This is a genomic window from Arthrobacter sp. TMN-50, from assembly GCF_054511125.1.
Genome location: NZ_JBTNDG010000001.1, coordinates 493,470 through 506,219, shown reverse-complemented (window position 1 = coordinate 506,219; position 12,750 = coordinate 493,470). Strand labels below are relative to the sequence as shown.

Genomic DNA, 12,750 nt, shown 5'->3' with positions numbered 1-12,750 from the left:
GGCCATGCTAGCCGCGCGGGACGACGACGCCGGCCCGGGTTTCGACGTCATAGCTGTACACAGGCCGGCCGCCAATCCAGACGGTCAACGCCCGCTGCATGACGTCCAGGGGATCCCCGCTCCACAGGACGAGGTCGGCGTCCTTGCCGACCTCAAGTGACCCCATCCGGTCGGCCAACCCCAGCACTTTGGCCGGGTTGATCGTGATTGAGCGCAGTGCTGTCTCGCGGTCGAGGCCTTCCTTGATGGCGAAGGTCGCCTGGTGGATCAGGAAGTTGATCGGAATCACCGGATGGTCCGTGATGATGGAAATTTCCACTCCCGCAGCGGCGAGCTTGCCCGGGTTGGCGATTGACCGTCCGCGCAGCTCCACCTTGGACTTGGTGGTGAACAGCGGGCCGATCAGCACCGGGATGCCCCGTTCGGCGAGGACATCGGCCAGCAGGTGTGCCTCGGTACCGTGGTCGAGGACCAGTTCGTAGCCGAACTCGTCTGCCAACCGGATAGCTGTGGCGATGTCGTCCGCCCGGTGCGCATGTTGGCGCCACGGGATTTCCCTGCGCAGCACCATCGCGAGCGCCTCGAGCTTGGGGTCGCGGGCATTTTCGTCGGCCTTGCCCATATAGTTCTGGGCGTCCATGAAGGCCTTGCGGATCACCATGGCGGTGCCCAGCCGGGTCGATGGGGTCTGCTTCTTGTCGCCGTACACCCGTTTCGGGTTCTCACCCAGCGCTGACTTCAGTCCGCTGGGGGAGCGAAGCACCATTTCCTCGATGTAGCGGCCGTGGGTGTGGATGGCGACGGCAAGACCGCCGATGGGGTTACCCGAACCAGGGTTAACGTTCACGGCGGTGATGCCGCCAGCCAGGGCGTCGTCAAACCCGGGGTCGTAGGGGTTGACAGCGTCGATCGCGCGGACACCGGCAGTGACGGGGTCGGTCATTTCGTTGGTGTCGTCGCCGGCCCATCCTTCGCCTTCCTCATGGGTGCCCAGGTGGACGTGGGCGTCGATCAGGCCGGGCAGCAGCCATTGGCCGGCGGCGTCGTGAATTTGTGCGCCGTCAGGGATGGAGATGCCCGCCCCCAGCGCAATAATCTTGCCGTCTCCCATCACCACTGCGCCGTCGAAGGGAGCGTCTTCAATGGGAACAACGTGGGCGTTGACGATTGCTGTGACAGTCATGGATGGTGACCTTTCGGCAGAAAGTGTTGTGATCTCCAACCTACCGTCTTCGCCTTGCGACGGGTCGGGCCCCACGGCGAGCCCGCGCATCATGCCACGCCGCCTAGACTGAAAACTGACTTGAGGGAAGGACAAACAGGCGATGGCACGGAAAGCTGCGCTCATTACCGGCGTGGGACGAACGGTAGGCCTCGGCGCCGGGATTGCCCGCCGGCTTGCCGTCGATGGGTGGGATTTGGCCCTGAGCTACTGGCACCCCTACGACCAGCGGGTCAACGGCACCACCAACCCGGCGTCCGAACTGCAGGATCTGATCCCCGAACTGGAGGCCATTGGCTCCCGGGTGGTTGCACTCCCGGGTGACCTCGAGGACCCCAAGACTCCCGGGGCGCTCGTCGCGGCGGCCCGCATGGAGCTCGGCACCCTGAGCGGGTTGGTGCTCTCGCATTGCGAAGGCGTCGACTCGGGGCTCCTGACCACGTCGGTGAAAAGTTTCGACCGGCATTTCGCCGTCAACGTGCGCGCCTCCTGGCAGCTGATCAACGCCTTCGCGCTGCAGTGCAACGACAACGGAGGGGCGATCGTCGCGTTGACCAGCGATCACACAGTCAACAACTTGCCTTACGGTTCCTCCAAGGGTGCGCTGGACCGGATTGTGCTCGCCGCTGCCCGGGAACTCGGCGATCGCAACATCAGCTCCAACGCGCTCAACCCGGGTCCTGTCGACACCGGATGGATGACCGATGAGGTGCGGCACACACTCACCCAGCGGCAGCCCACCGGTCGGCTCGGCACCCCGGCGGACATTGCGGGAGTAATCGCGTTCCTCCTGTCCAGGGACGGCCGGTGGATAAATGGTCAGTTGGTGAAGGCCGACGGCGGCTTCTCAGCCTAGCGCCGGCGCTAACCTCCGGCGCTTGGCTACGGTTACTGGCCCGAATCCCTGACAGAATGCTGGCATGACGTCATCTCCTCTCAGTACGTTAGGCACCCTGGGCCGCGTGCGTGTGGGCGCCGGGTTCGCCCTGGCTTTGCTTCTTCCGCCGCTGCTGGAGTGGGCGATGTTCACCATTGGCAGCAACTTCCTTGCGGTCGATGTGCTGCTCCAGCTGGCAGGAGTCATTGCCGTGGCCCTGGTGGGTGGGCTGTGGCCAGCCCTGTTGGCTGCCCTACTCAGCACGCTGGTCCTCAACTACTTCTCCACCGACCCGGTGGGCTCGCTGGAAATCACCGACCCGCAGAATCTTTTCACCCTGATCATCTTTGTCGCGGTGGCCGTCGCGGTGTCGCTGGTGGTCGGTCTGGCCGCCCGACGTTCCCGTGAGGCCGCGGCGGCGTCCGCCGAAGCCGCGACACTCGGCGAACTGGCTCGCGGTGTGCTGGCTGCCGAAGACACCCTGCAGGGCTTCCTCGCGCACGTCCGCAACCACTTTCGGGTGGAGGCGGTGGCCTTGTTTGACCGGAGCGTCCCCAGTGGCGCCGCTCCGACGCTAATCGCCAGCGACTGGGCTGTCTTGCCAAATAGTGCGGGTACCGGAGCAAACGACCCATCCCTGTTTTCCGCCGATACCACCGAGGATCTGCCCGACGGTCTAGTGCTGGCCCTCTACGGCAGGGCCCTGAACACACGGGAGTGTCGCCTTCTCACCGCCTTCGGATCCCAGCTCACCGCGATGCGGCAACGCCAGGAACTCATCACCAGTACCCTGACGAACCGCAGGCTCACCGAAGGCAACGTCATGCGGACGGCGATCCTGCGTGCCGTCTCCCACGACCTGCGCACTCCCCTCGCAGGTATCAAACTCGCCGTCAGCAGCCTCCGGCACGACGCCGTCCAACTCCCTGCCGATGAGGAGAAGGAGCTGCTGGAAACCATCGAGAACTACGCCGACCGGCTGGATGCGCTAGTCAACAATCTGCTCGACATGTCCAGGCTTACCGGTGACACCGTGACCCCGCACCTCCGTGCCGTGCACTGGGCCGATATCATTCCCGGTGCGCTGGCTGGCCTTCCGGACCGCCGGGTCCGGGTGGAGGTACCCGGTAACCTGCCGCCGGTCGACGCCGACCCCGGCATGCTGGAGCGGGTCATCGCCAACATCCTCGAAAATGCCGACAAGTATGCCGGTGGCGAGGACATTGTGATCAGCGCGTCGGTGGAAGGGACAGTTGGCGACGGCACCGACGGTGTGCCGGCCGGGGAACTGCGCGTCGTCGACCACGGACAGGGGGTCGGAGCCGGCGACGCCGCCACCATTTTCCTGCCCTTTCAACGGGCGAGCGACGCCCCGGCCGGAGCGGGCGTCGGCCTGGGACTCGCCGTCGCCAAGGGGTTTACCGAGGTGATGAATGGTCAACTGGTCGCCGAAGCAACACCGGGCGGCGGGCTGACCCTGCGGATCCGTCTGCCGCTGGCCACCGGGGTCGGGTCATGAGCGTGATCCCATGACCACGGTGCTCATTGTCGACGACGAACCGCTGATCCTCCGCGCCCTTCAGATCAACCTGCGGGCCCACGGCTACCGCCCGATCACCGCGGTCGACGGGGCTTCGGCGCTCGCCGCAGCAGCGGAGCACCGCCCCGACATCGTGGTGCATGACCTTGGATTGCCGGACATTGACGGAATGGACGTGATCGCTGCCCTGCGGGAATGGACCCAGACCCCCATCATCGTGTTGTCCGCACGGCATGGATCGGATGATGTGGTCGACGCCCTCGATGCGGGGGCGGACGACTACGTCACCAAGCCGTTCGGCCTCGACGAACTACTGGCACGGCTCCGCGCGGCCAGCCGTCGCGCCGTCGTCCCGGCCTCGCCGATCGTCCGAACCCCCGACTTCATCCTCGACACCGGTGCCCGGACGGCCCTACGCGGCGACGCCGAGGTACGGCTGACTCCCACCGAGTGGAAGATTGTCGACCTGCTGGTGGCCACTCCGGGTCGGCTGATCTCCGGGCGACAACTGCTGCTGGAGGTGTGGGGGCCGGCCTACGCCAAAGAACTGCAGTATTTGAGGGTCTATCTCAACCAGTTGCGCAAGAAACTGGAACCGGACCCCGGCAGACCCCGCTACTTCATCACCGAAAGCGGGATGGGGTACCGGTTTGAACCCTGAAGCTCTTTAGGATGGACGTTATGACAACAGGTTCCCTGCTCGCTGTGTGTCGCGTCCACGCGCTGCTTCCCACGACGGATTCCACCGGCGTCACAGCCATCGACAAGCGTGCCGTCGATGGGCCCGTCAACGTGCACAAGCTCGGCCTCACCGGTGATGTGCAGGCGAGCCGCAAACACCACGGCGGGGAATCCAAGGCCATTTATGCCTACTCCCAGCAGGACGCCGACTTCTGGGACGCTCAGCTGGGTCGAGTGATGACCCCCGGCATGTTCGGGGAGAACCTCAGGGTGGACGGCATTGACGCCAGCCGCGCGGTCATTGGTGAACGCTGGCAGGTGGGCGACGGCGTCGTCCTCGAAGTGACGGCGCCGCGCACCCCCTGCGTCAATTTCGCTCGTTTCCTGAAAGAACCGCGATGGGTGAAGCGGTTCGCTGGGGAGAACCGGGTGGGAACCTACCTACGGGTTATCACGAAAGGGTCGATCCAGGCAGGCGACAGCGTTGCCGTGGTGACGCGCCCAGAGCACGGCATCACCGGAAACCAGGTATTCGCAGGGCTCAACGCCGACGACGCCCGGCGGCTCCTAGCAGCCGAAGCGGAAGGCGTGAGGCTGAGCCCCGAGATCCACGAGGTAGTGGCCGCGGTGTTGAGAAGGGCTCAGTAAACCACCACCCGGGGGAGTGTGGGCAGGCTCACGCGTCGCGGCCGTCGTTCCGGCTGTGGGCGGGCGCGGCCATGCAGTACACTTGGATCATCCCCCACACCGGTATTCCCTTAAAATTCCGCCCATTTTGCTGGGCTGGATAGGTTGTGTTGGGGCTCGCAGAGTAAGCATGCGGGCAGATTCATCAGGGAGCGCCGGCTAGAAGAAAACGTCATACAGACCGCTGAGATAGCGGCCGCCAGTTATGACGCGAAGTCCTGCCGCGGGATTGAAACAGTGCCGGATTTCTTAGTACATCAGCTGGAATCATCCCTTGTTCCAGCTGTCCGGCATCTACCTGAAGGTCAATCCCTCATGCCTGAAAACCAGACACAAGAACACGCTGTAGCTCCCGACGCAGTGGACGCCCCCCAGAACGCTGAAGCTCCGGAAGCTGACGACATCAAGTTCACCGACTTCGGCCTCGACGGACGCGTCCTCGCAGCCCTGAGCGATGTTGGCTACGAAAAGCCTTCCCCCATCCAGTCCGCCACCATTCCGGTGCTGCTTGAAGGGCGCGACGTCGTCGGGCTGGCACAGACGGGTACCGGCAAGACCGCAGCGTTCGCTATCCCCGCGCTGTCCCGGATGGCCGAGCTCGCTGACCTGAACGGTCCCAGCAAGTTCACGCAGATCCTGGTGCTCGCACCAACCCGCGAACTGGCGTTGCAGGTTGCTGAGGCATTCGCTTCCTACGCCAAGCACATCGACAACTTCACGGTCCTGCCCGTCTACGGTGGAGCGCCTTACGGCCCACAGCTGGCCGGCCTGCGCCGTGGCGCACAGGTAGTGGTGGGGACCCCGGGTCGCGTCATCGACCACATCTCCAAGGGCTCACTCGACCTGTCCAACCTTCAGTACCTGGTGCTGGATGAGGCCGACGAGATGCTCCGGATGGGCTTTGCCGACGACGTCGAGCAGATCCTTTCGGGTACCCCTGATGACAAGCAGGTGGCGCTGTTCTCGGCAACGATGCCCAGCGCCATTCGCCGTATTGCGTCAAAGTACCTGAACAACCCAGCCGAAATCACGGTCAAGGGCAAAACCTCGACCGGCACCAACACGCGCCAACGCTTCCTTCAGGTCATGGGCCCGCACAAGCTGGATGCCCTGACGCGCATCCTCGAGGTCGAAGACTTCGACGGCATCATCGCGTTTGTGCGTACCAAGATGGCGACCGAAGACCTGGCGGACAAGTTGCGTTCACGGGGCTTCCAGGCTGCAGCAATCAACGGTGATATCCCCCAGCAGCAGCGCGAGCGGACCATCGAAGGCCTACGCGACGGTAAGTTCGACATCCTCGTGGCTACCGACGTCGCGGCCCGCGGGCTCGACGTCGAGCGCATCTCACTCGTCGTCAACTACGACATCCCTCACGACACCGAGTCCTACGTGCACCGAATCGGCCGCACCGGTCGTGCGGGCCGTTCAGGCGATGCGATCCTCTTCATCACGCCGCGGGAGAAGTACCTGCTGCGCTCGATCGAGAAGGCAACCCGCCAGCCTGTTGAGCAGATGCACCTGCCGTCCTCCGACGCCGTCAACGCGTTACGGCTGAACAAGTTCGCTGACCGGATCACCGAGACGATCGCCACCGAGGACGTGTCAATCTTCCGCGACCTGATCTCCAGCTACGAGACCGAGCACAACGTGCCAGCCACCGAGATCGCTGCAGCCCTCGCCGTCATGGCGCAGGGTGGCAACCCGATCCTGGTGAAGGACATCCCGGTTGCACCGGCAGGGCAGAAGGAACGCGCAGCAGGGCGCAAGGATGGCTTCGGCTCACGTGGGCCTACCCGCAGCCTCACCGAGGGTAACGCCACGTACCGCATCGCTGTCGGACGTCGCCAGCGGGTCATGCCCGGCTCCATCGTCGGCGCCATTGCCAACGAGGGTGGCTTGTCCTCAGCGCAGATCGGCGGCATCGACATCCGCGCCGACCACACCCTGGTTGAACTGCCCGCCGACCTGTCCAAGGACCAGTGGCGTGCCCTGTCCAAGACGCGTATCGGCGGCGAGCTGATCCACCTCGAACTGGACAAGGGCCGTAAGCCAACCGGTGACCGCGACGGCTTCAAGAAGCCGTTCAAAAAGCGCGAGGGCGAGGGCGGCGGGTTCAACAAGGACCGCGGGCACGACGGCGGCTTCCGCTCCTCCGGTCACAGCGCTGGCAGCGGTGGCGCAGACCGTAAGGAACGTCACGGTAAGGGCGCGGGCGCGGGCACCACCCAGCGTCGCGACAAGTGGTAATTTAGGAGCTGATTGATTTCGTCAGATCCCCGGTTTTCCGGGGATCTGACGGTGAAATCAGGGACCGGCCCGAATGGCCGAAACCTGATTTCGTGTAGGTCGCAGAAGCTGGTAAAGTTTTCTGCTGTTGCCCCCCTAGCTCAGTGGTAGAGCGCGTTCTTGGTAAGAACGAGGTCACCGGATCGATTCCGGTGGGGGGCTCTCAAGTGGGAGTCCCGCAAGCAGGCCAAATGGTCCGGCTGCGGGCACACTCATTTGTGGCGGTGTAGCTCAGCTGGTTAGAGCGCACGACTCATAATCGTGAGGTCCCGGGATCGAGTCCCGGCACCGCTACAAACAAGCAGGTCAGAGGCTGAGAGCCGCTGACCTGCTTTCTTTTGCCCAAGTACTCGGCTCAGCGGTGGCTCCTGGGATAGTGCTGTCGGGAGCAATGTTCCCCGGCTCTACATTCCGGGTAGTTGTATTGGCCCTCCGCTCGAAGTCGCGGCGGCCGACGACCTGTAGGAGTTAGACAGTTTGCTTACTACCCCTGCTTGTCCATAGGGTTGGGGTGTAAGACATCGACGTTCTGAACACAGGAGGAAGCATGTCCCCCCACAACATTTCCGGTAAAAAGGTAGCGTTCCTACTCACTGACGGGGTGGAGCAGATTGAACTCACCAGCCCCTGGGACGCAGTCAAGCAGGCTGGTGGCGAGCCAGTGCTGGTCGCGCCGGGCTCCGGCTCCGTGCAGGGCTTCAACGGCACGGACAAGGGCGACACCTTCACCATCGACGTCGCGGTAGCTGATGCCAACGCTGACGATTTCCACGCGCTGGTACTGCCCGGCGGCGTCATCAATGCCGACCATCTCCGCGTGGACAAGGATGCCCAGGAGTTTGCCCGCGCATTCTTCGCCCAGCACAAGCCGGTCGCGGCGATCTGCCACGCACCTTGGCTGCTCATCGAGGCGGGTGTGGTCAGCGGCCGCGACCTCACCTCGTATCACACGCTGCAGACCGACCTCCGTAATGCCGGGGCCAACTGGAGCGACGACGAAGTGGTCACCGACCAGGGCTTCGTCACCAGCCGCACCCCTGACGACCTTCCGGCCTTCAACGACAAGATGATCGAGGAGATCGCCGAGGGCGAGCACGCGGGTCAGACAGCCTAAGCGCAGCTCACTCGGGTGTCACGTACGCGCCGGAAATGCCCCCATCTACCAGGAAAGTAGATGCGGTCATGAAGGATGAATCGTCGCTGGCCAGGAACGCTACGGCAGCGGCAAGTTCTTCAGGTTCAGCGAAGCGACCCAGCGGAACATGGATCAGGCGCCGGGCGGCTTTCTCGGGGTCCTTGGCGAAAAGTTCCTTCAGCAGGGGCGTATTGACCGGGCCGGGGCACAGTGCATTGACTCGAATCCCCTGGCGTGCAAACTCGACGCCGAGCTCCCGGCTCATGGCGAGGACACCTCCTTTGGATGCGCTATAGGAAATTTGGGAGGTTGCGGCACCCATGACGGCGACAAACGACGCCGTGTTGATGATAGAGCCCTTGCCCTGGGCCTGCATGTAGGGGATGGCGTACTTGCAGCAGTAAAATACCGACGTGAGATTTACCTCCTGTACTTTGCGCCAGGCATCGATGCCGGTATCCAGAATTGAACCGTCGGCGGCAGGGGAGATGCCGGCGTTGTTGAAGGAGACGTCGACCCGTCCGTAGGTTTGGTTCGTGACCGCGTAGAGGTTTTTGACCTCCTCCTCGCTGGTCACATCGACTTTGACGAAGAGGCCGCCGACCTCTTCAGCGGCACGCTGGCCCGCGGTCGGGTCGACGTCCGCGATGACAACATGCGCTCCTTCGGCGGCGAACCTGCGGGCGGTCGCCAAACCGATGCCGCTGGCGCCGCCGGTGATCACGGCGCTGCGGCCCTCGAGGCGGTTGGAGATGATCTGCTGGGTCATTTCTGGCTCCCTATAGCTGATGTTGGAGTCACGGGGTGGGTGGCAATGAAGACGTTCTTGGTCTCGGTGAAGGCGTCCAGGGCATCGGGGCCGAGTTCGCGGCCCAGTCCTGACTGTTTGAAACCCCCGAAGGGCGTGGAGTAACGGACAGAGGAATGGGAGTTCACTGAGAGGTTCCCGGAATCCAGGCCGCGCGCCATCCGCAGCGCGCGGCCAATGTCCCGGGTCCAGATGGAGCCCGAAAGGCCGTAGATCGAATCGTTGGCAAGGCGGAGGGCATCGGATTCATCAGAGAAAGGAACGACGGCGACGATCGGTCCGAAAATCTCCTCGCGCATTACCCTGTCCTCCCGGGAAGGGGTCAGCACCGTTGGGGGAAACCAGAACCCCTCACCGTCCGGCGCAGTCCCCTGGAAGGCGATGGCGGCGCCGGAAGGCACAAAACCGGAGACCGTCTGGTGCTGTGCGGCGGAGATCAGCGGCCCCATGAAAGAGTCTTCGTCGCGGGGATCCCCGACCTTCAAGGATTTCACCACCGGTTCCAGAAGTTCGAGGAACCTCTCGTACACGGTGTCTTGAACGAGAATCCTGGAACGGGCACAGCAGTCCTGGCCAGCGTTATCGAAGGCAGCCCCGGGCGCGGCTGCGGCTGCTTCCTCCAGATCGGCGTCGCCGAAGATGATGTTGGCGCTCTTGCCCCCGAGTTCCAGAGTGACGGGTTTGACCTGTTCGGCACAGCCAGCCATGATCCGTTTGCCCACTGCGGTCGAGCCGGTAAACACCACCTTCCGCACGGACGGGTGGGTGACGAATCGCTCGCCGACCACCGAACCCTTCCCCGGGATGATCTGCAGGACTCCCTCTGGAAGGCCCGCCTCCTCGGCGAGCCGTCCGATCCGTAGCGCGGTCAGCGGTGTCACCTCGGCGGGCTTCAGGACCACTGTGTTGCCGGCGGCCAGTGCGGGAGCAAAACCCCAGGCTGCGATGGGCATCGGAAAATTCCAGGGGACGATCACTCCCACGACCCCAAGAGGTTCGTGAAAGGTGATGTTGATTCCGCCGGCCACTGGGATCTGTTGGCCAAGGTGGCGTTCCGGGGCAGCGGAGTAGTAGTTCAGCACATCCCGAACGTTTCCTGCCTCCCACCGGGCATTGCCGATGGTGTGTCCTGCGTTCCGGACTTCCAGCTGGGCAAGGTTTTCCAGATCGGTGTCCACCGCCGCGGCAAAACGGCGCAGTAGCATGCCGCGGTCAGCCGGGGCGACGTGTCGCCAGGTCTCGAAGGCCCGGGCCGCCTTGTCGATGGCCCGGTCGGTGTCCTCCAGGCTGGCCAGGGAAACGGTTTCGATAATCTCTTCGGTGGCTGGGTTCACTACGTCAAATGTGCTGGTCGACATTGATGGTTCCCTCCGTTCGTGTTCTGGAGTAGGTGCGGGCGGCTTCGACGAATCCCTCGAACAGCCGGAGGTCGCCGGGATCCTGCTCGGGATGGAACTGTACCCCGAGGACCCACCCGTCCGACGTGGTCTCGACGGCTTCGATGGTCCCGTCAGCCGCCGTAGCGGTGACGCGGAGTCCTGCAGCAACCTGGTCGAGAGCCTGATGGTGATAGCAGGGAGCACTGCCGCGCGGCCCCAACAGGGCCGCGCTGATAGTTCCGGGCGTTGTCGTGAACTCGACACGTCCAAAGACGCCGGGCGCGGGTTGATATCGGGAGTTCGGCAACACATCCGGAACATGCTGGATGAGCGAGCCGCCCAGGGCGACGTTGAGGATCTGGGCACCACGGCAGATAGAGAACAGGGGCAGTCCTGCCGCCATTGCCGAGCGGGTCAGGGCGAGGTCATGGCTGTCCCGGGAGGGTTGCGCATGCGTCAGTGCATGCGGCTCCGCGCCGTAGTGTTCAGGGCCAACATCGGTCCCGCCAGCGATGATCAGCCCATCAAGCAAATCGACGATGGAGGGGTCGGAGCCGACGGGCGGCAGGAGCACCGGGGTTCCCCCCGCAGCCACGACCGCTTCCACGTACGTACCCGGGAGAAGGGCGGCAGTTGCCGTCCACACCCCCCACGCGGCCTCCTGATAATAAGTGGTCAACCCGATGCGGGGGCGGTAGGGGTCAGAGACGTTCAAAGACACGCCTCCGCTCCCAATCCGTGACGGCGCTGTCGTAGGCTTTGAGCTCGACGCCAGCGGCGTGCACATAGTGGTCAACGACCTCGTCACCGAAAGATTTCCGGGCGATCTCGCTGGCTGCCAGCAAATCGCGGGAGTCGCGCAGAGTTGTGGGAATCCTGTCTGCCTCCGACTGGTAGGCGCTGCCCTGGGTGACGGCTTCCAGTGGGAGTTCATTTTCGATGCCATGGATGGCCGCAGCAATGAGTGCAGCGGCGGCGAGATAGGGGTTGACGTCCCCGCCACCTACGCGGTTTTCCACCCGAAGGCCAGCTCCGTGCCCGACCACCCGCAGCGCGCAGCTGCGGTTGTCCAGGCCCCACGCAATCGCGGTCGGCGCGAAGCTGCCCTCGACGAACCGTTTGTAGGAATTGATGTTGGGGGCTACAAAGTAGGCCATTTCCTTAAGCGAGGCCAGCTGGCCCGCGATGAAATGCTCCATGATGGGGCTGAACCCGTGTTCACCGTCGCCCGCCAGAACGGGGTTCCCCTCGAGGTCAGTGAGGCTGAAGTGGATGTGGCAGGAATTGCCTTCGCGTTCGTTGTACTTCGCCATGAAGGTGATGCTCTTACCCTGCTGGGCCGCGATTTCCTTGGCCCCGTTTTTGTAGAACGCGTGGTTATCGCAGGCGGTCAGTGCCTGGGCATATCGGAAGGTGATTTCCTGCTGGCCGTAGTTGCATTCGCCCTTGGAGGACTCGACGATCAGGCCAGCTTTTTCCATGCCCGTGCGGATACTGCGGATGACTGGTTCCAGCTTTGCCGTGGCGAGGAGTGAATAGTCGATGTTGTACCGGGTGGACGGTGTCAGGCCCTCGTAGTTGGCTTTCCAGGCTTCCTCATAGGTGTCATCGAACATGATGAACTCAAGCTCGGTGCCGATATGGGCGCGGTAGCCCATCGCTTCAAGCCGTTCGATCTGGGCCCTGAGGATTTGCCGGGGGGATTGACTTACGGGTCGGCCGTCCGGCCAGAGGATGTCGCATTGGATCATTGCTGTGCCCGGCAACCATGGGACAAGGCGCAGCGTGGAAATATCCGGGCGCATGACCATGTCCCCGTAGCCGTTCTCCCAGGACGACATCGCGTAGCCGTCTATGGTGTTCATTTCCACGTCAACGGAGAGTAAATAGTTGCAGCCCTCCGCCCCGTGGCCCAGGACATCCTCAAGGAAGGACCGGGCGCCGCAGCGCTTGCCCTGGAGCCGGCCCAGTGAATCGGTGATGGCAACAACCACGGTGTCGATGTCACCGGCCGCCACCTGGTTCCTCAACTCATCGATGCTGAGCTGCGCCTGTGTGGGAAGTGTCTGATCTGTCATCTGTTATCCGTCACTTTGACTTGGTTTATGAATGGGTGTGGTGCCGCCGGACAG

11 protein-coding genes and 2 tRNA genes are annotated in these 12,750 nt (G+C 63.5%); 8 read left to right on the top strand and 5 right to left on the bottom strand.

Going from position 1 to position 12,750, the window contains the following annotated elements; all coding sequences use genetic code 11:
* Nucleotides 1–7 precede the first annotated feature (7 nt).
* Nucleotides 8–1,183 (bottom strand): amidohydrolase, encoded by a 1,176-nt coding sequence (locus ACX80A_RS02455; RefSeq protein ID WP_459258084.1) that lies wholly within the window; start codon nucleotides 1,181–1,183, stop codon nucleotides 8–10.
* 142 nt (nucleotides 1,184–1,325) lie between these two features.
* On the opposite strand from ACX80A_RS02455, the gene ACX80A_RS02450 reads away from it, so the two are divergent.
* From ACX80A_RS02450 to ACX80A_RS02415, 8 genes are all read left to right on the top strand, one after another.
* Nucleotides 1,326–2,078 (top strand): SDR family oxidoreductase, encoded by a 753-nt coding sequence (locus tag ACX80A_RS02450; RefSeq protein ID WP_459258083.1) that lies wholly within the window; start codon nucleotides 1,326–1,328, stop codon nucleotides 2,076–2,078.
* Nucleotides 2,079–2,142: 64 nt separating this feature from the next.
* Nucleotides 2,143–3,618: an ATP-binding protein gene (locus ACX80A_RS02445; RefSeq protein ID WP_459258082.1), complete on the top strand. Its 1,476-nt coding sequence runs from the start codon at nucleotides 2,143–2,145 to the stop codon at nucleotides 3,616–3,618.
* A 10-nt stretch (nucleotides 3,619–3,628) separates the two neighbouring features.
* A complete protein-coding gene (locus tag ACX80A_RS02440) occupies nucleotides 3,629–4,300 on the top strand; it encodes a response regulator (RefSeq protein ID WP_459258081.1) in 672 nt (223 codons plus the stop codon).
* A 20-nt stretch (nucleotides 4,301–4,320) separates the two neighbouring features.
* Nucleotides 4,321–4,968, top strand: coding sequence for an MOSC domain-containing protein (locus ACX80A_RS02435; RefSeq protein ID WP_459258080.1), 648 nt, complete (start codon nucleotides 4,321–4,323; stop codon nucleotides 4,966–4,968).
* Between the two features lie 354 nt (nucleotides 4,969–5,322).
* On the top strand, nucleotides 5,323–7,257 hold the full coding sequence (locus tag ACX80A_RS02430) for a DEAD/DEAH box helicase (protein ID WP_459258079.1): 1,935 nt from the start codon (nucleotides 5,323–5,325) through the stop codon (nucleotides 7,255–7,257).
* A gap of 129 nt (nucleotides 7,258–7,386) precedes the next feature.
* Nucleotides 7,387–7,458, top strand: a tRNA-Thr gene (locus ACX80A_RS02425).
* Between the two features lie 58 nt (nucleotides 7,459–7,516).
* A tRNA-Met gene (locus ACX80A_RS02420) sits at nucleotides 7,517–7,590 on the top strand.
* A gap of 253 nt (nucleotides 7,591–7,843) precedes the next feature.
* Complete coding sequence (locus ACX80A_RS02415) at nucleotides 7,844–8,410, top strand: type 1 glutamine amidotransferase domain-containing protein (protein WP_459258078.1); 567 nt, start codon at nucleotides 7,844–7,846, stop codon at nucleotides 8,408–8,410.
* A 7-nt stretch (nucleotides 8,411–8,417) separates the two neighbouring features.
* Here ACX80A_RS02415 and ACX80A_RS02410 read toward each other — a convergent pair whose 3' ends face one another.
* From ACX80A_RS02410 to ACX80A_RS02395, 4 genes are read right to left on the bottom strand one after another with little or no spacing between them, the layout of a single operon-like run.
* Nucleotides 8,418–9,200 carry a 3-oxoacyl-ACP reductase gene (locus ACX80A_RS02410; RefSeq protein ID WP_459258077.1) on the bottom strand — a complete coding sequence of 261 codons (783 nt, stop codon included), beginning with the start codon at nucleotides 9,198–9,200 and terminating at the stop codon, nucleotides 8,418–8,420.
* Entirely contained in the window at nucleotides 9,197–10,597 is a 1,401-nt protein-coding gene (locus ACX80A_RS02405; protein ID WP_459258076.1) for an aldehyde dehydrogenase family protein, read from the bottom strand. Before ACX80A_RS02405 ends, ACX80A_RS02410 begins: the two co-directional genes overlap by 4 nt.
* Nucleotides 10,578–11,339: a gamma-glutamyl-gamma-aminobutyrate hydrolase family protein gene (locus tag ACX80A_RS02400; RefSeq protein ID WP_459258075.1), complete on the bottom strand. Its 762-nt coding sequence runs from the start codon at nucleotides 11,337–11,339 to the stop codon at nucleotides 10,578–10,580. The genes ACX80A_RS02405 and ACX80A_RS02400 overlap by 20 nt, the downstream gene beginning before the upstream one ends.
* Nucleotides 11,320–12,696 (bottom strand): glutamine synthetase family protein, encoded by a 1,377-nt coding sequence (locus ACX80A_RS02395; RefSeq protein ID WP_459258074.1) that lies wholly within the window; start codon nucleotides 12,694–12,696, stop codon nucleotides 11,320–11,322. Before ACX80A_RS02395 ends, ACX80A_RS02400 begins: the two co-directional genes overlap by 20 nt.
* Nucleotides 12,697–12,750 lie beyond the last annotated feature (54 nt).

Excerpts from the sequence above, each read along its gene's own strand:
- ACX80A_RS02455 (WP_459258084.1), bottom strand. The coding sequence starts at position 1,183 with ATGACTGTCACAGCAATCGTCAACGCCCACGTTGTTCCCATTGAAGAC.
- ACX80A_RS02435 (WP_459258080.1), top strand. The coding sequence starts at position 4,321 with ATGACAACAGGTTCCCTGCTCGCTGTGTGTCGCGTCCACGCGCTGCTT.
- ACX80A_RS02415 (WP_459258078.1), top strand. The coding sequence starts at position 7,844 with ATGTCCCCCCACAACATTTCCGGTAAAAAGGTAGCGTTCCTACTCACT.
- ACX80A_RS02410 (WP_459258077.1), bottom strand. The coding sequence starts at position 9,200 with ATGACCCAGCAGATCATCTCCAACCGCCTCGAGGGCCGCAGCGCCGTG.
- ACX80A_RS02395 (WP_459258074.1), bottom strand. The coding sequence starts at position 12,696 with ATGACAGATCAGACACTTCCCACACAGGCGCAGCTCAGCATCGATGAG.
- ACX80A_RS02440 (WP_459258081.1), top strand. The coding sequence starts at position 3,629 with ATGACCACGGTGCTCATTGTCGACGACGAACCGCTGATCCTCCGCGCC.
- ACX80A_RS02450 (WP_459258083.1), top strand. The coding sequence starts at position 1,326 with ATGGCACGGAAAGCTGCGCTCATTACCGGCGTGGGACGAACGGTAGGC.
- ACX80A_RS02445 (WP_459258082.1), top strand. The coding sequence starts at position 2,143 with ATGACGTCATCTCCTCTCAGTACGTTAGGCACCCTGGGCCGCGTGCGT.
- ACX80A_RS02405 (WP_459258076.1), bottom strand. The coding sequence starts at position 10,597 with ATGTCGACCAGCACATTTGACGTAGTGAACCCAGCCACCGAAGAGATT.
- ACX80A_RS02430 (WP_459258079.1), top strand. The coding sequence starts at position 5,323 with ATGCCTGAAAACCAGACACAAGAACACGCTGTAGCTCCCGACGCAGTG.